This is a genomic window from Thalassoroseus sp., assembly GCF_984380535.1.
The window spans coordinates 33,766-56,693 of sequence record NZ_CFHRBF010000007.1 but is presented as its reverse complement, the minus strand read 5'-3'; the positions used below and the strand labels follow the sequence as shown (position 1 = coordinate 56,693).

The following is a 22,928-nucleotide window of genomic DNA, read 5'->3' as shown; positions in this document are numbered from 1 at the left end:
TCGAGGCACCCTGATGAGTTGTTCGTTGCCGAATCACTCGACGGTGACGCTTTTCGCGAGATTGCGAGGCTGATCGACATTGCAACCCCGGGCGACAGCGGTGTGATATGCCAATAGCTGCAGAGGAATGCTGGTTAACAGCGGTGTCAAAATGGGCAGCGTTCGGGGCACATAGATGACTTCATCGGTGAGGCGGGCAATTTCTTCATCCCCCTCCGTCGCCAGGGCAATGACGCGTCCTTCCCGGCAGCGGACCTCCTCGATGTTGGCCAGGACTTTGTCATGCGTGTGATCCTGAGGGGCAATGACAATCACGGGCATGCCAGGATCGATCAAAGCCAGCGGACCGTGCTTCATCTCTGCTGCAGGCAAACCCTCGGCATGGATATAACTGATTTCCTTAAGTTTCAGTGCTCCTTCCAAAGCCACGGGAAAGTTGACGCCGCGACCGAGGTAAAGCCAATTGTCCCACTCGCTCAACTGCAGCGCCAGTCGTTTGATGAGGGGTTCACATGCAAGGACCTGCTCAATTTTATCTGGCAAACGTGCCAATTCGTCGATGAGATGTCGCGCTTGCTGGGGAGCGAGCTGGCGGCGGCGGCCAAGATAAATTGACAGCATGGTGAGTACGGTCACTTGAGCCAAGAAGGCTTTCGTACTAGCCACGCCAATTTCCGGGCCAACGTGCAAATAGATTCCGGCGTCCGTTTCCCGAGCGATGGTCGACCCCACCGCGTTGACCACGCCAAGGCAGGTGGCTCCCTTGAGTTGGACTTCCTGGAGAGCGGCTAGTGTGTCTGCGGTTTCCCCCGATTGGCTGATCGCCAGGGCCAGCGTGCCATCTTCGATGATCGGATTGCGATATCGTAATTCGCTGGCGTACTCGACATCGGCTGGTAGACCTGCGACGTGCTCGAGCAAATACTCCCCGATCAATGCCGCATGCCAAGCCGTGCCGCAGCCGAACAATAGCACCCGGCGACACCGTGATAGCTCCCTTTCGAGATTTGACAGGCCTCCCAAGATCACGTCATCACGACCTTGCTGAACCCGTCCCCGCATCGTGTTCTGAAGACTTTGTGGTTGTTCATGAATCTCCTTTAACATGAAATGCGGGCAGTCGCCCAGTTCGATCTCATCCAAAGTCATTTGCAGACTGCCAAACGATTTTTTGACCGTCTGCTTGTCCAGCGTACTGGCATGAAGACTTTTCGGGGTGAGCTGAATGACCTCGTTATCATCCATGTAAGCCACTTGGCGGGTATGCGCCACGATGGCCGTGGCATCGGAGGCCAAAAAGTATTCGCCATCACCCAGACCGAGAATTAAAGGACTACCTCGCCGTGCCACCACCAAGGTGTCGGGTAGATCGGCACATAAGACGGCAATGCCGTAGGTGCCTCGCACTTCGCCCAGCGCCTCCTGCACACTTGCCAAGAAATCTCCCGACTCACGATAGAGCATGCCAACGAGTTGCGTCAGAACCTCGGTGTCGGTTTCGCTACGGAAGACGATCCCACGATCTTGCAAATAAGTTCGCAGGACGGCATGGTTCTCGATGATCCCGTTGTGCACCAGCGCGAGACGATTGTCGGCGTCCATATGCGGATGGGCATTGGCTGGTGTGGGTCGTCCATGCGTTGCCCACCGCGTATGGCCGATACCGACATTTCCGAGCAGCGAGTTTCCCTCCAAACTTGCGCAGAGCGCATCAACAGGGCCCACCGTTCGGCGAGTGTTGAGCTGACCGGTGGTGGGGTCTGCCAACGCCACGCCCGCCGAATCGTACCCACGATATTCCAGTCGCCGGAGTCCTCCGAGCAGTACTGGGACGGCAGGACGATAGCCGATATAACCTACGATTCCGCACATGCTTTATCAACCTAATCTGAGAACGGATACTTAACTGAAAAGGTTATGAGAGATACTTAGTCGAAGAAAAAAATCGCCGAAAAACTATCCGAAAACCCGGTTGAGGCGACGGCAGATCATGTTAGATACAGCAGACCCTGGTAGGTTGTGTATGCTCTAGGATCATGCATGTGTGGAGCTGACAAACAATGCCAGTGTGTGGTCGTTTCGTCATGCGGAATTTAGTGGAAGTTGAATTTTGTCATGCAAAGCCGCTTCTTAGAGACGATGTTCACAATCAGTGACACCTGCCGCCCCCTAGCGTCCATACTACTGTGACTGCCGCTCTCCTAGCCCACTTCCATCACCAACCCGCCACGTACAAGATTGCGGTTCCTTACCTCTGGCCTAATTCCGATCTAATCCTATGCACAATTTTTAAGATGAACGACTAAGGTCATCAGGAACACGGATGTGTGATCACGTCCACTATGCGCGAGGCAGAGACGAATTGCCATCAGAAATATTTGGATAGCAAGAGATCTAAAAAAGTGTCAAATTCTGACCGCGTTTTGAAGCCGGCGATTGATGTGCTGCGTCGTCTGAGATCATCGTTCGGCGTGCCCCTCGGCTATGACTCCACGGGAGCCGGGTTGAGCATGAAGTCGGCTGCAAAACCACATACCGAATGATAGTCCTACCCCATACAACATCACATCGCTAAGATCGGGGTACCGTGATGGCAAGAAGAGTTGGCCAACTTCGATGGTCAGGGCGAAGAGCAAACCGATGCTCCATGCTGCGGCACCGATAACAAGCCGAATGGTTTCGGTGAATCGCAACCGAATCACAAATTCCATCAGCATGGCTCCCAATGGAATCCACAGCCCGATCTTTTCGAGAAACTGTGTTCCCGCCGTGAGCTCATTGCTCCAATACAGTGATTTCGTTGGCGTTGAAAACAAGCGTTTCCAAAGCTGACTGGCATCAATGAGTTGATGCTGAAAGTCAAACGGTTGCCAATAGTAGAAGCAAAGAAATCCAGCATGGAAGATGGCCAGCATGGCCCATTTCAATGAGCCGTGCTGCCGAGGAACCTTGACGCTTAAAGGAGCAGGCGCGAAGTGGTTGTAAAGCCAACAGCCGATCACAATGCCTAGGCCCGCCATACATAGATCGTTTGCATCAGCATGCCGACTAATAAGGAAAACTTGTGACAACTCCATGGCGACCGCGACCAGTATCCCGCCGATAAAACCGAACACGTAGGCATCTTTTCCCACCCCGCGAGCGACCAGCATCGACCAAGCACCGACGGGAACAAACTTCAATATGTCAAGCAGAATCCCGGTCCAGACCTGCGACGTTAAAGATGTCGGCCAGTAGGGTAAGAGATGAATTTGGTTTCGCTGCCACTTGTGAAAAATATCAGCGGGACTGCTCACTACATCAAACGGCAACAGGGCATAGAGGATCAGGCCTGCCAAATAGAATTGAAGTACCCAGAGGAACTTCGCATTCGTTCGCAATCCGAGCTGACGTGAGTAGTCGATGAAGCGCTGCCCGGATCCAACCCACAGTGCATATCCAATCACTGCTCCTAAAACCTGCGCTTGAACGTCACTTGCCGAGGGAACTCTCGGTGCGAACCAATGCTGGCCGAATTCTACGAGTATACTAAAAACACCGCATCCCAAGAGAAGGAACGGTCCACTGCGCAGCTGCCCGCCCCAACCTTGCCGACCGTCCAGCGTGGCGGCTGCACTCCAGCAAAAACCGATCGGAATCATGACCAACAAGTTCACCCCCCAATCCGCATGGCTGGCGGGTGAAAATTGAAACCATGATAGTCGGCGGTAGGACTCCCAAGCCTCTTGAACGGTGACATGTCTCCATTCGAACGGCATAAAAGAGCCGTATACCAAAGTCGACGTCCCGAGGATTACCAATAATAAGAAATGCCAGCGATGCGGTGGTAGAGGATCGTGCTGAGAGTCAGCGGCGCCCGATGTCGCTAGACGATGAAGTACGGACCGGAAAATACAAGCGATAACAAGGCCGACAATGGTGATTCCCAGAAACCAACGTATCACCATCCGTGGGTATCCAGTGCAAAAGACTAGAATTAAGACAATCGGTCCGTCAAGATTTCCTCAAGCATAGCGTCAAACGGAAAGATAAGTCAAAACGATAAGAAGTCGCTGGCAAAGTGTGTGCGGTTTCTAATCGACAGCGGCATCAATGCTACGGACGATCATTCCCACTTGTTCTACCGAGCACACTTCTCTCGATTCCCGATTGATGTTTATGCAGGGCGACGGCTGGCGGAGTGGTCCGTGCTTCGTTTTGAATCAAACGATCCGCTGGCAAGCGGGGCCGTGGCGGCCGATCCGGTACGGCTGGCGGTTGGGGTTCTCCTTCAATCACCCCAAAACTCGCGTTGCCCTTCGCGTCCACGCGTAAGACCGCCTGTTGGCTACCCTGGGGATTGCTGGCCGCCACGACGGCGATGCCGTCGCGGGCCGTCAGCATACTCGTTGCGGGTTGTCCGTTGGCATGACGCACCGAAATGATGGAGGTTCCATCGGGAGCGAGTACCATGTTGGGACCAGTCGGCCGATTCGCGTCGCCTAATACGGCAATTTCCTTCAGACCATCGCGGAACTGGTGCATGACAGGCCCAAATTCTCCCTCACGATCAAGGATTCCGATTGCGGCGTCGCCCTGCTGATTGGTGGATAACGAGGGACCACTCCGACCAAGTGCGGTGCGGGTGGTAATCTCGGCCGTACCTTGATCGTCGCTTAAGAGGACCACACGTGGGGTTTTACTGGTGGCTTGAAGCACGAGTTCCACGTCACCATCAGTCGTCAACCCAAAGCGGGCGACGGTACGGAATTCATCGCGAATCGTCAACGCCAAGCCCCCGTCATGGCCAGTGGCCAACTCGGCGGATTGCCGGTTGTTCGATACCTGGACGCGACCGATCCCTTCGGGAGTGACTTCCAACTGAACGACGGGTGTTCCTTCCGCATTACGCATCAGCAATCGTGGTTGGCCGCGAGTAGAAAGTCCAAGCTCTAAGCGAGGGCGGCCTTGTTTGTCAGCCAAGACGATGTCGTCCTCGCGTTCCGCAGCCATTTTCAACCGGGTCGAGGAGGCTTGATGAGCAGGAGGTGTCTGTTCTCTAAGTCGCGGAGAGGGTACCTGCCCGGCTGAGGGCGCGGACCAGGGCGATTCCCCTCCCCAAAACAGCAGGACTGCGCATCCCACGGAAACGGCGTATAACAGCAAACGTTCAATCGCGTGCATGGTCTTGCTACTCAATCCAGGCCGCAGACAGCCGGTCATTTTCAACTCACATTGGTTGTGGAGGACATTCCCGCGGTTGTTGCCTGAAAATGTAGCCAACGAGCGTCACCACAAGTCCGCCCACCAGTACTCCCACGCAATTCGCAATGGCGTCAGGTAGATCGCAGCAGCGGTGCGGCACAAATGCCTGGAGAACCTCGCAGCATATGCCGTGGGCAACCGCCATGCCAGTCCGTGCCACCCAGTTCGCTGAAGTTCCCCACCATAGCACGATGACGAAAACGGCATAGGCCAGCACATGCTGCAGGGCGCCCGAAAGAGTCTGATCCACAACCGTTTCGGTTTCGGCCCCTGTCGCTCCAAAGATTGCCAGCGGATGTGGTGTCAACAATAAATACGTGAGCAGTATTGTGTACAGGATGGCCAGCGATCGACATAGTCGCCAACTGACCCATTTAACGTTGCTTTTCTTGGAGAAGTTGGTCATAAACCTGACGTATTTTCTGCATGCGGACCGCAAAACTATATCTTTGTTCGATCGTTGTTCGCGCGCTGACTGCCAGTTTCTGGCGGAACGGTGCATCTTCGAGCAATTCATGCATCGCCCGAGTGAGCCCCGCCACATCGTCCGCGTCGACGAGCAACCCATTCTGTCGATGCGCAATCAACCTCGGAATGCCAGCGATCCGCGTCGCCACGACGGGCACCTCCAGCGCCATGGCTTCCAGGAGAACATTCGGCAGACCCTCGCGCAAACTACTGAGGGCGAAGAGATCCATGGCTTGAAGTAGTTCAGGAACATCCCCCCGGTAGCCCAGCAAGCGAATCCGGTCCGCACATGGCAGACTGGCGATCAGTTGCTCCAAATGCGGCCGCTCATCACCTTCGCCAACGATCAGCAACTCGGCGTCGAGACCTTGGGAGACGATCGAAGCAAATGACTGAATCAGCCGATCGAAACCTTTCTCAGCAGACAGGCGGCCGACCGCCCCGATGACGAAACGCGACGCATCGATCCCCAATTGTTGCTTCGCCTGTCCGGGAGAATGGCAGCGTCGATATTGCTCAAGGTCAATGGCGTTTTCAATCAAGACACAGCGTTCTGCCGGCACCCCCGAGGCAATGCATTCCTCGAAGAGGTCCGGTGAAACGCACACGACGCGGTCATACCTTCGCAAACAATACTTGTCGATGCGGTAATAAAGCGGCGTGCGGCCGGAATGGACTCCCCATCCATGAACCGTTGTGACCAGCCGCATGGGATGGAGCCGCCGCAGCAGCAATCCGAGGGCGTTGCTCTTATAATCGTGCCCGTGCCATATCGCGACCTTTTCCCGCCGACACAACTGCAACAACCGCCGCACCACTCGCCAATCCAGCGGACCGCGATCCGGAACGGTCAACAATTGTGTGCGGGCATCGATTGCTCGCTGTCGCAGGGATTCAAAACCAGGATCGTGCGGCGGGTGCATATAGGCGCACAATCCGCGGTAGCCGGATTCATCGAGAAACCGCGGCGAGTTCAAAATGGTTTTGTCAGGGCCGCCGCCGGTATCTGTCACAACGCGCGTATGTAAGACCACAGGACGTTGACCAGCGGTCCAAGTTGTTTTCGAGGAGGCATGGGTGGCTAGCATCGACTGACGCCTTTATCGTTGATCGCTAGGATGAACGGAACTTCAAACGCTGCATGGCTCGCGTGACCGGGAGATCGGCGTAGGGCATGATCAACACTTCTGCTTGGTGAGCCCACGCCGGGAGTTCCTCCAATGATTTTTGCCCCCGCGAAGTGTACGCGCTCGATTTGTCTGATGCGCAAATCGGAGTTGGATTCCGGTCCGACCAATGCAATCTCGTGGAAATTGCATCTAAAACTTCCAGAACCATCCGCTGATCGATCAGCCCCCAGAAGAGGATGATCGGACGTTCGCATTGGCTTAATTCGGCATCGATGGCGAGTTGATTCGACATGTCATTCGATCTCTGCCGATGTGCTAGGTCCACGTCGTGGGTCAATAATTGCACGTGGCACCGGCTTGCCGCCAACCGCTTTTTGCAGGGTGGATCCTGCGGCGATGACAGTGCCGGAATTCCGGATCACTTTCCACTCCATCGATTCGATGGCTCGATGGTCTAATCCTAGCCAACGACTGAAATCGTCGACAAGATAATAGATCCACTATTGCACCGAGAGTCATTCCATCAAATCCGCCACGATCGGTAAAGTGGTGATCGCGGTCACGAGGGCCTCTTGCCATGCTAGCCACCGGTCGAGGCAACGCAACAATAATCGCCGATTGACCGCCAGATCCAGCCGACGGCGAAACCCAGGCCACACGATGGGCTGCAATACGGTCAGGTTGTCTGGCAATGAAGCTTCTGACTGGTCTCGAGACCAACGACGGACTTTTTCAAAGCCGCGGGTCAGGGTCAGGAGATCGAATCGCGGCAGCCGCATTCCGATTGTATTAACCCACATCACGGGATAACGTCGCAGCAAACGCTGAATCAAATTCTGACAACCTAATGGATGCCGACCCCAATCATCCGCGAATGCTAGCAATTGCTGTTCATCTGGCACAACGCGTTCTTTATTCATAGCAGGGCGAGGCCCTCAGGTGAGCTCCTCATGCTCCGCAACTGTTCCAAGCCGATTAGACCGTGTACGGTCTTCTGTGTCCATGAAAGACGCTGAAAAGCCTTTGTATTTCGGCCTCCACAGACAGAAGCCGCTATGGTCAAAAGTAAACTGCTCTAAGGAATGCCACGGACAATTGGAGGACCGAGCCAGCGGGTCAGTCTCACCGGTAAGCGTTTCCAAATTTTGATCAGCCGTTGGTTGCTTTCGTTTTCCGGTCGCAAGGCATCGACGCTACCAGAGCGCAGATAGTATTGCCAGCAAGCGGGTGATGGTTGAGCCCCCCACTGCTTCTTAAAGCGGTACGTTGGACTGTCGACCGTCGATCGCCCAAAGTCAAAACAATGTTGGCCACGCTGCACGGCCCGCTCCAACAAGTGCCAATACAGCAGCATGTTGGCATTGGTGGGCCGATAGCGATGTAGTGCAGCGGCACTGGGCACTTCAGTTGTCTCCGTCCCGTGCAGAAGCAATCCAGACGCCACGCAACGGCGACCGTCGTAAATCCCGCAAAATTCAGCTCGATCGGAAAGATGCGTTAAAATGCTCCGAAAGAGCGACTGCCCAAACACAGGCGTTCCCAAGTTACGCATGGTGTGAGAGAAAACCTGATAGAAGTCACGCAGCAACTCCTCGCCGCCCCAGCGAACTGTAAAGCCCTGTCGTTGCCCCTTTCGCACTTGATTGCGCACGCTTGATTTCAGCTTGTCCCATAATGTCCCTGCCGTGGTCGGCAAGGTTAACCGCAAATGAACTTTCGAGTCCATTTCCATGGTCAAGGCCGGATGGGAGTAACGCTGCTCATGACGCAATTCCAAGTAGCGGCAATTAAGCTGATCGGCCAAGGCGACCGCCGCATCAATCAGCTGCTTGGCAATTTCAGGCGTTTCCGCTTGTACGCCACCAGAATTCACGTATGGCAAACTTACTAGCATGCGACCAAACAGGGCACTTTTGACGAACGCAAGTGGCAATCGGCCTTGAACATTCTCCCCCTGACGGAATTGCACTAAGTAGGGCCGGTGACGAAAGCCAGCTTCCAAGATACGCAACCACCGCAAATCCCGGGCGGGATGCGCGGGCTGAGCAATGCGTAGCGTCCGATCCAGCTCCTGATCCAATGCGTTCCCTGTTAGGATCTCGGAAGAGCCTCTCCTGTCCCTATCATCGTCCACAGGACTCGCTGAGTCACACGGTCTAGCCTCGCCGCTGGCTTCAGCACCGAACTCGAATCGCGATGGCATTGTTCCGTCCATTAAGAGAGTGATGCAGTCAGATTGCCGTCTGGCTTCAAAACCCGATTCGACCGACGCTTTCCAATCATCCAGCCGTACTCGACCCATCGGAGTACATGCAGGTCATGCGCCGAATCTCCGTAAGCGTGAGAATTTTGCGGTGCTGCATCAAGACCGAGATGCTCTCTTAACATCTTCAGTTTTGCTAGTCCCTTACAGTTGACGCCTTCGATGGTGCCTTGGCAGATTCCGTTGCGGCAAGCCACTCGCGTGCAAAGCACTTCGGTAATCCCTAGCTCGGCAGCAATGGCCGGCACATATACGTCGGGGCTGGCCGACAACAAGATCACGCGATGCCCCTGCGCTTGATGTTTCTTCAATAGCGACATTCCCAGCGGATGCAATTGACGTGGCAACCAACTACTGCAAAACCATTCGATATGTTCGCGTAATTCGCAGAGTGACGCCCCACCAAGCAGTTGCACCATTAACCGCTCTTTCACCTCGAAATCTTTCACAAGCCGGCACATGTAGCGTGTTAACTCGACGGGCATTCGCAGTAGGCCTCGATACCGACGCGAACGTCGAGCATAGCTCGTCAAGAACGGTAAAAAACTATCGCTTCGCAGCAGGGTACCGTCCAGGTCAAATACTGCCAGCGGAGTGTCAGTGGATCCACTGTATACAGATTGCGACGGACAAGCTTCTCGGATTTCTCGACTTGCTAGTTCGCGACCACGGTAGCCGCTCGATAACTTCCGTTGTTCGATGGTGTCAATGTGTGCTTGATTCATTGTGTGGCAATCGGATCGGCTGGGTTTTCTGCAGAACTTAGACCATTCGTTGCTAGCATGCTCCGATATAGATCGGCGTAGGCTTGATGCATCGGACATTCGCCAAACATAGCGTGGGCACGTTCGTAGCCTGCTTGCCCCATTCGCTGGCGGCGTTCGGGAGCGTCGAGCAGACTTAAAACTGCATGAGAAAGTGCTTGATCATCCCCCGCCGACGCCAGTTGAGCGGTTTCCCCATCGAGAACAACCTCGCTGACTCCGCCAACGTCGGTCGACACGATCGGCAACCTCGCTGCCATCGCTTCGATCAGGGTGAGCGGAATCCCTTCACTCACGCTCGTCAAGACAGCGACATCGGCGGCGGCCAGGAGACGCGGGACATCGTGACGCATCCCCAATAGTCGGCAATGCTCCTGCAATCCCGCTTCCGCGATCGCTTGCTCAATTGTCGTCCGTTCGGGGCCCTCTCCCACAATCAGCAACAGGGTTTGGGGACGCGTTCGACAGACTGTCGCCATCATCCGGACCGCAGTCAGGTGATCTTTCAAATGGTCCAAACGCGCTACCTGAATCAGTACATCACAATCGGTAGGGATCTCCAATTCATTGCGAACCGCTTCTCGTAGGGAGGGAGTGCTTTCCCGAAAGGCTGCTAACGGTACCCCATTGTAGATCACGCTGACGCGATCCGCCGGCAGTCCTTCATTATCAATCAGTGCCTGCCGCACGGCATTACCCACGGCAATCACGCGATCCCCGCCTCGCAGGGTCAAGCGATTAAACAGAATTCGTTTTCGACTGGGCAGGTCGGGATGCCAACGACCATGCTCCGTAAAGACGACCGGCGGTTTTCCACCGAACACTCGGCTCGCCACGGTATAAAAGAACGGCGTGTATTGATGGGCGTGGATCAGTTGGAATTGTCGATCTCTGATCGTCCGCCTGAGTTGCCGAACCGTCTTCAAGTCGAAACCCTGACCTCGATCGAGTTGGAGGACATCGAAACCATCTTCTCGCAGTTCTTCTCCAAGTTTACCCAGATCGTCGAGACACACGAATGAAAACTGAAACTGGTCTTGCAATGCCCTGGCTATTTGCGCAGCAAGCACCTCCGCCCCTCCCACTGTGAGGCTATGCAAGACTTGGCATACATGCGAGCGCGGTCTTTGGGTCATACAATGGCAGTCATCAGATTGTGATGGCGGATGTCGGATCAGTACTTCGGTTCGGCGGTCTTCGATGTGAGCCGCGGCCGGCCGGCACCAACTTGATGGGCCGAATCCACAAACCGATGTTGTGAACTCCGTTGGTCCACGAACTTGCGCTGTCCAAGTTCAAAAATCATCATGGCCATCAATAAGAAGGTATGGTTCTTCGTATTTCCCTGATGCTCGCGGACCACCTTCTGCACAGTTTCGGGACGAAATACACCGCGTTCGAGACAGCGGTCGTCCAGCAAGATGCACTCGACGGTCGTCCGCAATTCCCTCCTCAACCATAAACCGAGCCGCTCGTAAGGTTGGTAGCCCTTGACTCCGAGCTTTGCCAGAACCCTCATCCGCCCATAACCCACGAATTTGCTGAGTCGTCCGGCTCCCACCTTCGCCCCCGTGTTGACATTCGTCACGCCGAGAAATTCAGGAAAGCGTTTCTGCATGATGTGCTGTTGGATCAGCTCATCGAGTTTCCTATCGGGCGGCAAGGTCAGCAACGTTTGAACGAGATCGGCGGAAAGATAAGGAATCCTAGTTTCCGTGACCGAGTTGATTTTGACGAGTGACATCGCCGTCTCGCGACGTAGTCGTTGTGTCAAGAACAGATGCCAAATGCGGTGCAATTGCGGTTGCCATCCCGACGACTCTTCTAGGGCTTCTCTCAGCGACTCCTGTGCCAAATCTTGCACTTCACCGGAATCCATGCAAGCGAATAGCGGCTGATCCAAGCCATCCAGCATGTACGCTTGCAATCGCTGAGAGAGCCATTGTTGCAGCTGCTGTTCCTGACGAATTTCCTTTGCCTCGGCATCGAGCGAGAAATTATAGGCCTTGCGCATGTGCATCAATTCACCAGCATGCCCCCTCAACAAGACTTGAATCCCCAATTCCTCGTAAACGGGCAGAGTCGGCATCACGATACATTGCGACAAGTAATGCCCATCTGTGAGGTGGACCATCGCGTCCAAATGCGTCTCGAAATTCGTCAGAAATCGATCGTTCAAAATATACGGATGAAGTTGGCTGCCAGCCAAACGCGCGAGCTCGCTGGCGGACCGCAAGTCCAAACTCCCCTCAATACCCAAACAGACGGATTGCACATTAACGCGGTGATGGTCCATAACCGCCAATATCGACCGTGCATCGAGACCACCCGACAATGACAACCCGAGATGCGGTGTATCGAGGGAACAACGATCGACCGATTCCTTGAAATAACGATCCACTTGGTCGAGCTGATCACGAGCATTGGTTACCCGATCAACCTGAGATTGCAACTGCCAGTACCGCTCGACCTCGAGCGCGCCAGTGTTTGGCTCAAATGTGATGCAAGCTGCTGCTGGAAGAGTCTGAATGGCCGCGTAAAAGGTGTCCTGACACCAGAGATGCCCAAACGTGAAGAACTGAGCCAACCCGCGCATATTGAGATCGGTGGAGCAGTTTCCGGCTGCCAGCAACGCTTTGATCTCGGAGGCAAACTGTAATCTTCGTCCGGAGCGGGTGAAGTAGAGCGGTTTCATGCCAAACCGGTCGTTGACCAAAAGCAATCGGTCATGCCGGCCATCCCAGATGGCTGCTGCAAATTTTCCTTCCACTCTAGCAAAAAAGCCGCGTCCTTCCTTGAGATATCCGTGGAGCAGAATCTCCGCATGGTTTTGCGGATCGATCATTGACGATTGCAAATTCAAATGCAGAAGCAGTTCTTTCACGTTATAGATCTCGCCATCGAGCACGGCACGAGAGTCGCTGGCCGTCACTTCCACCGGCTGGGCGCCGCTGTTGACTACCCCGAGAGACACCCGACCCATCCAGCAATCGCCGAATGACGAATTGCTCGACTCCACCCGGTCGCGAGAACGCTGTTGTAATTTCTCCAGCATTGTCAGGCCGATATGAGCGAGATCTTGACTCGCGGTTTGATCGGTAATCCCGCATATTCCTGGCATGAATTGACCTGCTGATTTCGAGAAAAGAATGAAAAAGTTGAGAAACGACGTCAGAACCTAGTCGTCGGCAGGATCAAACATCTAAACGTTAGGCGACACCGGCGCAAAGAAGGTCTTGAGGTTATGACTCAATGCGACGACTTCAATAGTTCAAGTGGCCGAAGTCGCACAGCTTTTGAGATCGAACGTGGTTCTAAGCGGAACTCTTGGCGAATCGATGCAACGACAGGTTCCCTTTATGAACCTGTCCGACTCGAAGAGCCCTGTGATAGACCACCGTCTTATCGGAGCAATTTCGATGCCTGCGCTAAATCGACGAACACCAATTCGCGAGCCCAACCTAAGACAAACACGAAGCAAAGGACTGCGGCGAGTCGAAAGGCTCGTTCGTCGCGGCGTTTCCAGATCGATGACCACTGAGTTGCCGCCGACGCCGTAAACAAAAACAAAATCGGCATGGTAGGCAGGTGATAACGGGAGTGCGCGAAAATCACCGAGTGAATTAAACAGGGAAACGCAATTGACAAGATGAAGAGCCAAAAAAATCGTCGGTCTTTCGGCCGCGTCATCATCAATCCCACGATCCCGAGAAATAACGTTCCAACGTAAGAGCCCACGATCAATAGTGCCACGACAATCATGAACCAGCCGGGGAAGTTGCCCCAGAGCCCCTGTCGCATCCCGGCAATCATAGTTCGCTCGAGTTGCCAATAATTAAAGAAGCGGACGACGGTGCGTTTGGCTGTCAGTATGGGATGAGACAGAACAAACTGAATTCCGTGCCGCATGGCGAGTTTGTCTAGCTGGCCTTGCGTCATGCCTTTGGCCGCGGGATACTTCTGACGCAGCACCTGATCCCAACTGCGTTCGCCGGTCACGTCGCTAACAGTGGCCCAAGAACGTTCCAATGGGGTGTATTCATAGTTGCCCATCATGGCGTTCCGCCCACCCATGACATCCACGATTGTTAACGTGTCCTGAATCACTGTGTTGCGGTAAGCCCAAGGAGCAACTACAAAGAGCATCGTCGCGAGCGGAATCACTGCTGCACCGAAGCGCTGTTTCCTGGAACCCTGCCAAACCCCCAGAAAATAGATGCTCAAAAACGGGCTGTATAGCCATAAAATGCTTCGGGTCAACGCTCCCAAACCCAAGCAAAAACCAGTTATAGCGAGCAATTGCCAAGACTGCTTTGCCACTGCCAACATCGCTAACCAAGTCGAGAGCACCAAAAGAAAGGTGAAGAGCGTTTCGCTCAGCAATAAGTTGTTGAAACCCAGCAGTGATGGATAGAAGCAGGTCACTCCCGCAGCTAGCACTCCGACATCCCTGTCAAATGCCAAACGCCCCATGAAATAGACGATAACAACTGTCGCCAAGCTCAGTATTCCCTGAAATGCCCGCACGGCTTGGTAGTTTTCCAAACCAAAGACCTCGTACAAGCCAGCAATTACCAAAGGATACAGCGGAGGCCGTAGCGAACTGGGCTTGCCGGATGCGGTCAGGTAGGCCCGTTCTTCAACCAAGCCGACAGCCAAGCGGTTGTAGTCCTGAGCATCGGCAACTTGGACCGGCTGTTCCGCAAACGCCAGCCAAAGGCCGAAACGAACAACGGAACCACAAAGCAAGATTGCAGTCAAGGCCTGTGGCCAGACACGGTCATTGTTGTTCGAGGGATCTCCAAGTGTTCGCGTTGCCAAGGTTCACGCTACCTTCTCAATGAAGCTGATCGTCATGTCATATCTCGCGATCTATGAATTTCTTATAGCTTCCAAAGTGCAGGCACCTGAGACGGATTGACGTTGAACACTTCGTAAAGCGCGGGGATGTGCACAAACATCAGACCACCGAAGGCGAGTACACAGACTGCAAGATAGAGCATCAGACCGCGTTCCCGATACAAACGCTCGGGGTTTTGTGCGGCGCTATCTTCTTTCAACGCGACACGGAGATATGCGGCAAAGAACCCCGCAATTAAGGGCACCGAGAGGATTAACTCCAAGTGGTAACGGATAATAAAGACGCCTAAGAGTAAGGCTGCACCACAAGCGTAGAAAAAGATACTGACGAGCAAGCGATTCTCGTCATAGTACGCGAACGACTTTCGATAGGCTGTCGCGACGCCCTTGCTACCAATCGCGCGGTATTCAGCAAACCTTTTGCTCGCCATGAAAAATGCCCCGACCATCCAATAAGAGGCAAGCAGCGAGACCGGAGGGATTTCGTGGGGACTGATCACGAACCAACCCAACGCGAGACGTAGCGGGTTGTTGACCGACTCGGAGAGCACGTCGAGATAGGGCAGTTCTTTCGAGCGAACTGGTGGAATGTTATAGATCAGGCCCATGCCGAGCAAAGCGGCCGCGGCGATGAAAAAGGGTTGGTTGACCGCGGCCGCAAGTCCTAAACCGAGAATTCCTAAACCAACCCATTCGGCATAGGCAATTGACAAATTGACTTGGCCTGCAGGAATCGGCCGATGACACTTAACGGGATGATCGCAGTCCGTCGGAGCGTCGAGTATTTCGTTAATCACATAATTGCTGGACGCCACGATGCAAGTGGCGATTAAACCCACAATCAGATTCCAAACCCACGGCCCACTCACGTCCCCCATATGATAGAAGTAGGCGAGCAAAACGCCAATCAGCATGAAGACATTCTTAAACCAATGGTCGGGCCGTGCAATGGCGATGTATGGCGACACCATTGCCGAGAGACGCGAAATCGAGGGGGAGATGACAGGCGCTGCCGGCGTCTCAATGGAATCCTGAGGGCCATCTCCAGCGATTGGTTGCAGTTTCGATTGAGCCGTATTTGGTAATGCCATCGCAATTTGAACCTGGAAATTGAGATTGAACCTGAAAAGAGAGAAATAGACGCTACTCGTTCGTTCTAAGAATGTCCGGCAGTCTGGCCGTCGTCGAGCCGGAGATCATTAGATACTTTTCTATCCATACCGCGAGAACTAATACGGCCCAGAGAACAGCTCCATGCCGTCCCGTGCGATTGATAAAGCCGCGAAAGCTGCGATTGATTCAAGTACATGGAAATCGGGTTTGATGGTCCCATCACGGTTTCTTCGATGAGGTCTCGCAGTGGTCCCCGTAGCCAATCGTCAACCGGGATTTCAAACCCCTGTTTTCGTCGCCAGACGACGTTGCTTGGCAATCGTTGATCAAACAGTTGCTTGAGCATCCATTTCGTCTGGCCTTTCTGGATCTTCCACTGGGAGGGCACTCGAGTCGCTAGTTCGAGCAGTTCGTGATCGTCGAACGGAGGACGAACTTCTAGTCCCACTGCCATGCTCGCTCGATCGACTTTCGTCAAGAAATCATCCGGTAGCAGAAAGGCGACGTCGGTGTTAATCATGCCCGCCATCGCATAGTCGGTCCGGCCATAAAGGTGTTCGACGGTCGACTCTGGCCGCCACCCACTGAGTGTTTGTCGAAACTCGTCGGTGTAATGCCGTTGCCGTAGCCCTGTTCTTGCCAGGTAGAGAATGTTCGCGTAGGCCGATTGCGGCGGTCGCGCAAGATTCATCAACGCCGTTTGCAGCCGAAGGCTTCGTTGCCGCCCTCGACGGAAAGCACGACTCTTACCGATTGCGGCGCCAGTCGAGCAACGCACATCGTGGGAACGGCTCCTCATAGAAGTGGACGAGAGACTCTAAGCTTTCCGCCAGCAGTCGGAGTCGCGACCTCTTCAACATGATTGATTTGATACTGTCGGGCGACTTCCTGCGTACAGGGCAGTTCGCTAAAGTCGTCTTCGTGAAACCCAATCGAAAAAGTCGTTAAAGACGATTTGCGGATTCCTTGGAAAAATTGACGTCGCACCGCCGATCACTCCGTAGGCGAAGTACTCCCCCAACGCTTAGCTCTCAGCTTCTTGGAGAATACTCTGGTCGACAAGAATGGCTATCAATTCAGAAGCAAAGATGAGGCGGTCGTGGCCTTGGTAGTAATAGAGCGGCTTTTGGCCGACTCGATCGCGGTCAAGATACAACAGTCCGGCGATGCCGCACGAGGGAGTTGAGACATTTCTTTGACTGGATGTGAACCGTCGATTGCTGCGTGTCGTGTGATACTCGAGTTCCCGACTTAGCCCACCAGAACGATGAGCAAAACCATGGATCCGGCGAGACCCCATGCGAAGACCCGTCGCGGTCCAACCCAGCTTGTGTTCAAGGGCGGTACGGGAGACCAGAGCGGGCTACTCATCGCGAACTTCCGAGCGAGAAGAACACCCATTCCCGCGCCCACGCTGCCGCAGACAATGTTGGTCGCATCAAATCCGCCACCACGAACAAGAAGTTGGGCAGATTCCACAAAGGCCAAGACGGCCAATGCCAGCAAGAAACCGCTTCGACCACTCCGCACGGGATGACGTGTTGTTGTTCCCCATGATGTCGTCAAATAGCCAATTGGTACGAAAACCGTGGCAACCAAAATCAATTGGGAAGCCTCGAGTTCCGATCCGTGGAATGGCACCAGTTGAAAAGCTCCACTGTTCAATTTGTGATAGAGATCAAGTGGTTGGAGGACGAATTCCAAAGGATACAAGGCGTAAACGATTAGCCCGCAGGTGTACGCAATCAGCAGGACATCGACCGCCTGTCGAGGACGGCACGTGCGTGTCCAACATCGCAAACGATTTACACTCACTTGACCCAGCAATAACCAGCTCAACATGCCAATTGCTCCACCAAGCACCGCTGCCAGAGCATCGTTTCGCGAGACAATCCCTTCGGGGGTGTAAGACTGCAACAATTCAAGGCTAACGGCAAACGCAATAATGCTGAGCAGTGCGAAAAATAGTCGGACGGCTGAAGCCTTCAGGCTTGTGCGGTCGGCATCGCTCCAACCTGCGACAAGCAGACCAAACGGAAAGAAGGCGAGAAAATTCGCAACCCAATCGGATTTCCGATGAGGATCGATTCCCCAGGGATGCTTGAAGAAATTCTCGAACGGTGATGCAGATTCAACAGTCTCCAAAGTAATAAAAGTCAATTGGCTGACCGTTGGAATTGCGATCAAGCCAGCCCACAATAATGCGCAAATGCCTAAGTCATTTTGGCTTGGCGGAGGAGCCGATCGGGTCAATGCAACTTGTGCCGATGGCACGGCTGTCCACAAACGACCAGCTTGGCGACGAGCCAAGAGCCCAGATCCGAGCAACAGTAAACTGACGACGACGAATGCTCCTACTTTCCACAACGGATGGCCAGCACGATCGCTGGCGGCTCGCATTTCAGCTCGGCTGCGACCGAGTCGTAAATCTCCGTGATCGGGATCGAGCAGTTCGGGATTCTCTCCATAGACCCCTTGCTCTTCAGCAGTCGGCAAGCCCGTAGGACGACTTTGCCCTGGGTGATCCAGACAATACCAGTAATTCTCCCGAAAGCGAAATGTCTCCGACGCGGTTCCCGCACCAACATTCACAAAGTTCACCATTTCGCGGTTTCGCCAAACGATGACATTTTCAGAAAAGAGACCGTTCCGGCAAGGAACAAACCGAGCATCGTTGTTTTCTTGCAGGATTCGGCAGAACCAACCGGTGGGACAGTAGATCACATTCCGGTGCACTCGCACGCCATCGACACCGACCAAAGCGATGGGAGCCTCTGAGCCAACAACGCTACAGTCTTCGAGTATTACCTGAGAGGCTTCCGCAAAGTTTTGACCGGCATGAAAGAACTTCGCGCCGGTTGTTCCTCCGATTTGTGCCGCTCGATCGGTGATGCCCGAAAACGAGCAATTCTGCACCCGAATCAGACGGCTGCCACCCTTGACCTGAATGCCGACCTTGACTTTATCCTGTCCGTCGAATCGACAGTCAACAATTTCTCCGCCCTCACAGCCGGTCACGTCGACTGCTTGGCCTTCGCGGCCCCAACCGGCCATCGTGCAGTCTTCCACTCGAAAGCCATTCACACGCGAGAGCTTGATGCAATCGTCATTGCCCTGAGTGCCGATATTTCGGAAAGTCAAATTCTTCAGGATGATGTCGTGAGCAGGTTGATCGGCTCGTCCGCCATCATCGATGTTGATTCCATTCAACGCCGCTCCGTCGAACACGAGGTCCCGCAGCACAACATGAGCTGGAGATTTCAGCTGCATCCCGGTGCCGCCACCCCGAATCACCGGCGGCATATCCGGACGAGCCCCTGCAATCACAATCGGTCGCGACGTCAGCCCTCGTACCCCGTCAAAAATCATCTCCCCTCGATACTCACCCGGCGCCAGGAGAATCGTCTGACCTGGCTGAGCGTCGGCAATTGCATGGCGAAGTTCTTCCGAGGTTTCGATGCGAATCTCGGATCCCAATACATCATGACTACAATTCGTGAAGAGAACGGCGAACGGAACGAGAATCAGCAGAACCCAAAGGTAGTCACTTGGAAACTGCGGACTTCTTCCTTGACGATGGAACTCATCCATTGACGAGGACAGGAGACCCTTCCGGTGCAATGTTTTCGAAGGTTGCATAGGCCTGCCTCGCGAGTTGCTCCCAGTCGAACTGCTCCTTGACCCATCTGCGTCCCGCTTCCCCCATACGATGCAACTCCCTCGGCTCGTCAAGCAGCTTGATGATCGTTTCGACCATTTCGTTGCTGTCATCGGGATCGATAAGAAGTCCCGTTTGCGGGACTTGCATTGTTTCTGTTGTCCCGCCCGTAACGCCGGCGATCACGGCCCGAGAACAAGCCTGGGCCTCGATCAACACCATGCCAAACCCTTCGACATCGTAGCCAATCTGCCGGTTAGGAAGCACGAACAAGTCACATTGTTGATAGCATTGGAGCAAGCATTCCTCGGAGACACTTCCCATAAATCTAACAAACTGCCGTAAATCTAATTCGTCAACGAGCGATTGAAGGGCAGTGTATTGTTCTCCTTGCCCGGCAATAACGTAGAGGACTCGTGGGAAATGTCGACTAATCGCCGGGAGTGCCCGAATGAACTGTTCGTGACCTTTGCGCTTTTGCAATCGCCCAACGGTGAGAATGACGAGGCGTTCTCCCCATCCCAGCGTTTCCCTCACACCCGGATTTCGGGGAGCAGGACAAAACCACCGGGTATCGACACCGGGGGAGAGTCGCCGAATCTGACTTGGCGGAACACCCCAACGATCACGCAATATGTTTTCCGTATTAATGCTGTTTGCAATAATGAAATCTGCGTTACCGAGCACGCGACGAGACATCCATCCCAACTCTCGACTTGCCCCCGCGTAACACAATTCCTCGCCATGCATGTAACATACGTATGGGATTTTCAAGAAACGCCTGCAGAGAAATGCAATCCAACCGTCCGGCAAGCAAGCGCCACAATGGATCCGCTCGATCGAATGCTGACGGACGATTTGACGAATATGCTTCCAAAGACGCCAATAGCCGCCAAGACCCGCGACACTGCTTGTTCCCCAAGTCGATAGTGAAAACGGAATCCGAGTGAGATTCAAATCGTGAGTGGCATCAAACTCAGCCGCACGAGGATGTGTACCGGTGACGACGTGATACTCGCTTCTCGGCAACCGCCGGTAGATTTCCCAAAACCAGCGACCACTCCCTCCATCCTGTGGCGGGAAGACACTCGAAATTAGAAGTGTCTTCATACCGCAACTCCCGTGGAGGAATGTTGCAAGATGATTTGGTATTCCGCCAATACGGCTTGCACATGAGCATCTAGCGAGAACATTTCCTCGCAACGTCTTCGCGCCGCCTGGCCCATTAGTTGCCGGAGCTCAGGTTCAGCGAGCAATTGCTGTAGAGCCTGGGCTAGCTGGTCGGGCGACTTCGGCGGCACGAGCAAACCGGTTTCCCCATCGAGCACCATTTCCGGGATGCCGCCCACGTCCCCGCCGATCACCGGCCGGGCATGAGCCATCGCCTCCAAAGTGGCGTTGCCCAGCGGTTCGGCATGCGAGGGCACGGTGACGATGTCTGCCGCCGTCAACCACTCCGGGATATTTTTCTGAAAACCCACAAACTGCGCGGTGCAGTTCAACTCGCGGGCCAAATTTTCCATCTGCCGACGATACGCCCCCTCGCCTTCCAGGTCGTCACCCGCGATCACTAACTCTGCCTGCTCCGCGTGTCTCGGCAGCCGAGCCCAAGCCTGCAGCAAATCCGCCACGCCCTTGCGTTCGATGATCTGCCCGGCGAACAGCACCAGCAACTTGCTGGGATCAAGACCTAAACGCCGCTTCGCCACGAACTGGTCGTCTTCACAAGGCGTCTCCGGCAGCGGTAGACCGTCATACACCACCGCTCGCGAACTGTCTTGCAGTTGGCCCGACTCTCGGCAGAGCATCCGCATCAGTGCCTGAGACACGAACAGATGTCGATCCGCGTCGAACTTGTTCAGCCACTCGATCGCCGAGCCCTCGAAAATCCAGCGGTGATGGCACACCCGCGGAATCCCCAACCGCCGGGCCGCGTCCGAGGTCATCTGATGTGACGGCAAGTCGTTGCTATGCACCACATCAGGCTCTTCCCGCCGTAGCACCTCCATCAGTGCATGCCGACTCCTACGGTACTGCAGCCATTTGAGCTTGTCCGTGAACTGCTGCGGCACGAACTCGCAGCGAATCCCTGCGTCGCGAAACCGCGCCAGGGCCTCGCCGTCGGTCCCAACGACCAGCAGCACCTGATGCCCGGCCGCGGAAAGCCCCATCGCCAACCGCTCCACCGCCACCTCCGCCCCGCCAATAAACGGAGCCCAGGAGGTGAGGGTAATTTTGAGATTTGTCATAGTATTGACGCCGCTTGGGGAGACTTGTGCGGGACCGAAGATAAGACCTCTTGGTATTCATCCCAAAGCTGGTGTGAGAGTTTGCGAATGTCGAACATTTTCTCGGCTCGCTCTCGCGCTGCGGAACGCCGCACTTGCAAATCATCGACATCCGAGATCCATCTCGTAAGCGCTGCGGTCAGTTGATCGATATTGTCCTGATCGACGATCTCGCCACCTTCCGGGAGAATTTGATCGTCCACCGATTTACTGGCGTAACCCAAAATGGGGCAGCCGCATGCCAAGGACTCGATCACGCTGATACTGCACGCTTCTTCCTGGCTAGTATTCAAAAAGATGTCGAGTCCATTGTAAAACCCTCGAAGCTCATCAAGGTGCCCCAACAGTATCAAACGATCTCCCAACCGCGCCTTTGCTGAATCAAGAAGCTCGCGAGCATATTCTTCATCTCCGGGCACCGGTCCGCCGGCAACGACGACCTTCAGCCGTTCATCTTGAATCCGCGCAGCCGCCTCGAAAAGATGCTCAAGCTGCTTGCGAGGCCGAATGGCACATGCCACGCCAATGGCAATGTCCGTTTCTTTAAGGATCCCATCGCGGAATTCTTGTCGGCGGCCCTCGTCCGGGCGGAACCTCTCCAGGTCGAGTCCGTTGTACAACAGCCGCCACCGATCCTCGGGGACCACCCCTTCGACCCCCGGCCGACAGGCCTCCCGACTGCCTCGGCTCAAGAAAAACATCCGCTGCGGGGCCTTCCTTCCGCCGAACGCCCAAGTGCAGAACTCACGGCCCATCGTAAAATGCACACTCACAACCACTGGCAGCTTACAAATCCTCGCAAGATACTGCCCAATAGGATAAATGTCCTGCTCGTTGCAGTGGATCAGCTCAATGTTGTGCCGGCGAACAATCTTTCGCAAATGCCACAGCGATCGCGCGAAGGGGACCGGATTGCCCTTGCTAGGGAATGGCAACGGGTCCTGGTACGAGGGCACTCCTTCTTCCACAGCCCAAGCATGAAACACGCCGAGTTCCCGCGACACCAATACGGGCCGTAGGCCCCGCTCCGGCAGAAACCGAAACCACCCCTCCGTCGGCACCGTCGTGCTCTGCCGGTTGGGATTCATCGTTAGGTATAGTACATTCATTTTTGATCTTGTGCAATCGGTTGTCTGCACT

The 22,928-nt window shown here is 54.5% G+C and carries 20 protein-coding genes; all 20 read right to left on the bottom strand.

All coding sequences use genetic code 11. The features are described 5' to 3' along the window. Window positions 1-33 precede the first annotated feature (33 nt). The gene (gene glmS, locus AC5DDB_RS10925; protein WP_491739758.1) at window positions 34-1,872 is read right to left on the bottom strand and encodes a glutamine--fructose-6-phosphate transaminase (isomerizing); all 1,839 of its coding nucleotides are present in this window, start codon (window positions 1,870-1,872) and stop codon (window positions 34-36) included. A 587-nt stretch (window positions 1,873-2,459) separates the two neighbouring features. After that, window positions 2,460-3,758: a VanZ family protein gene (locus AC5DDB_RS10920; RefSeq protein ID WP_491739757.1), complete on the bottom strand. Its 1,299-nt coding sequence runs from the start codon at window positions 3,756-3,758 to the stop codon at window positions 2,460-2,462. A 337-nt stretch (window positions 3,759-4,095) separates the two neighbouring features. Continuing rightward, the gene (locus AC5DDB_RS10915; protein WP_491739756.1) at window positions 4,096-5,163 is read right to left on the bottom strand and encodes a hypothetical protein; all 1,068 of its coding nucleotides are present in this window, start codon (window positions 5,161-5,163) and stop codon (window positions 4,096-4,098) included. A 46-nt stretch (window positions 5,164-5,209) separates the two neighbouring features. Further along, window positions 5,210-5,650, bottom strand: a complete 441-nt coding sequence (locus tag AC5DDB_RS10910) for a VanZ family protein (RefSeq protein WP_491739755.1) — start codon at window positions 5,648-5,650, stop codon at window positions 5,210-5,212. Further along, complete coding sequence (locus AC5DDB_RS10905; RefSeq protein ID WP_491739754.1) at window positions 5,619-6,800, bottom strand: glycosyltransferase; 1,182 nt, start codon at window positions 6,798-6,800, stop codon at window positions 5,619-5,621. The genes AC5DDB_RS10910 and AC5DDB_RS10905 overlap by 32 nt, the downstream gene beginning before the upstream one ends. A 25-nt stretch (window positions 6,801-6,825) precedes the next feature. Then, window positions 6,826-7,134, bottom strand: coding sequence for a hypothetical protein (locus AC5DDB_RS10900; protein ID WP_491739753.1), 309 nt, complete (start codon window positions 7,132-7,134; stop codon window positions 6,826-6,828). A gap of 223 nt (window positions 7,135-7,357) precedes the next feature. Then, window positions 7,358-7,744, bottom strand: a complete 387-nt coding sequence (locus AC5DDB_RS10895; protein WP_491739752.1) for a hypothetical protein — start codon at window positions 7,742-7,744, stop codon at window positions 7,358-7,360. A 173-nt stretch (window positions 7,745-7,917) separates the two neighbouring features. Next, on the bottom strand, window positions 7,918-8,922 hold the full coding sequence (locus tag AC5DDB_RS10890; RefSeq protein WP_491739751.1) for a FemAB family XrtA/PEP-CTERM system-associated protein: 1,005 nt from the start codon (window positions 8,920-8,922) through the stop codon (window positions 7,918-7,920). 134 nt (window positions 8,923-9,056) lie between these two features. After that, a complete protein-coding gene (locus tag AC5DDB_RS10885; protein ID WP_491739750.1) occupies window positions 9,057-9,830 on the bottom strand; it encodes an HAD-IB family hydrolase in 774 nt (257 codons plus the stop codon). Then, a complete protein-coding gene (locus tag AC5DDB_RS10880) occupies window positions 9,827-11,005 on the bottom strand; it encodes a glycosyltransferase (protein ID WP_491739749.1) in 1,179 nt (392 codons plus the stop codon). Before AC5DDB_RS10880 ends, AC5DDB_RS10885 begins: the two co-directional genes overlap by 4 nt. 38 nt (window positions 11,006-11,043) lie before the next feature. Further along, window positions 11,044-12,990, bottom strand: a complete 1,947-nt coding sequence (locus AC5DDB_RS10875) for an asparagine synthetase B family protein (protein WP_491739748.1) — start codon at window positions 12,988-12,990, stop codon at window positions 11,044-11,046. 281 nt (window positions 12,991-13,271) lie between these two features. Then, window positions 13,272-14,690: an ArnT family glycosyltransferase gene (locus AC5DDB_RS10870; protein ID WP_491739747.1), complete on the bottom strand. Its 1,419-nt coding sequence runs from the start codon at window positions 14,688-14,690 to the stop codon at window positions 13,272-13,274. A 62-nt stretch (window positions 14,691-14,752) separates the two neighbouring features. Continuing rightward, window positions 14,753-15,820 carry a UbiA prenyltransferase family protein gene (locus tag AC5DDB_RS10865; protein WP_491739746.1) on the bottom strand — a complete coding sequence of 356 codons (1,068 nt, stop codon included), beginning with the start codon at window positions 15,818-15,820 and terminating at the stop codon, window positions 14,753-14,755. Between the two features lie 65 nt (window positions 15,821-15,885). Next, entirely contained in the window at window positions 15,886-16,533 is a 648-nt protein-coding gene (locus AC5DDB_RS10860; RefSeq protein ID WP_491739745.1) for an asparagine synthase-related protein, read from the bottom strand. Window positions 16,534-16,637: 104 nt separating this feature from the next. Further along, window positions 16,638-16,829, bottom strand: a complete 192-nt coding sequence (locus AC5DDB_RS10855) for an asparagine synthase-related protein (RefSeq protein WP_491739744.1) — start codon at window positions 16,827-16,829, stop codon at window positions 16,638-16,640. Window positions 16,830-16,866: 37 nt separating this feature from the next. Then, entirely contained in the window at window positions 16,867-17,142 is a 276-nt protein-coding gene (locus AC5DDB_RS10850) for a hypothetical protein (RefSeq protein ID WP_491739743.1), read from the bottom strand. Continuing rightward, entirely contained in the window at window positions 17,094-19,481 is a 2,388-nt protein-coding gene (locus tag AC5DDB_RS10845) for a VanZ family protein (protein ID WP_491739742.1), read from the bottom strand. The genes AC5DDB_RS10850 and AC5DDB_RS10845 overlap by 49 nt, the downstream gene beginning before the upstream one ends. After that, the gene (locus AC5DDB_RS10840) at window positions 19,426-20,610 is read right to left on the bottom strand and encodes a glycosyltransferase family 4 protein (protein WP_491739741.1); all 1,185 of its coding nucleotides are present in this window, start codon (window positions 20,608-20,610) and stop codon (window positions 19,426-19,428) included. The genes AC5DDB_RS10845 and AC5DDB_RS10840 overlap by 56 nt, the downstream gene beginning before the upstream one ends. Next, window positions 20,607-21,749, bottom strand: a complete 1,143-nt coding sequence (locus AC5DDB_RS10835) for a glycosyltransferase family 4 protein (RefSeq protein ID WP_491739740.1) — start codon at window positions 21,747-21,749, stop codon at window positions 20,607-20,609. The genes AC5DDB_RS10840 and AC5DDB_RS10835 overlap by 4 nt, the downstream gene beginning before the upstream one ends. Next, window positions 21,746-22,897: a glycosyltransferase family 4 protein gene (locus AC5DDB_RS10830; protein WP_491739739.1), complete on the bottom strand. Its 1,152-nt coding sequence runs from the start codon at window positions 22,895-22,897 to the stop codon at window positions 21,746-21,748. Before AC5DDB_RS10830 ends, AC5DDB_RS10835 begins: the two co-directional genes overlap by 4 nt. Between the last annotated feature and the right edge of the window lie 31 nt (window positions 22,898-22,928).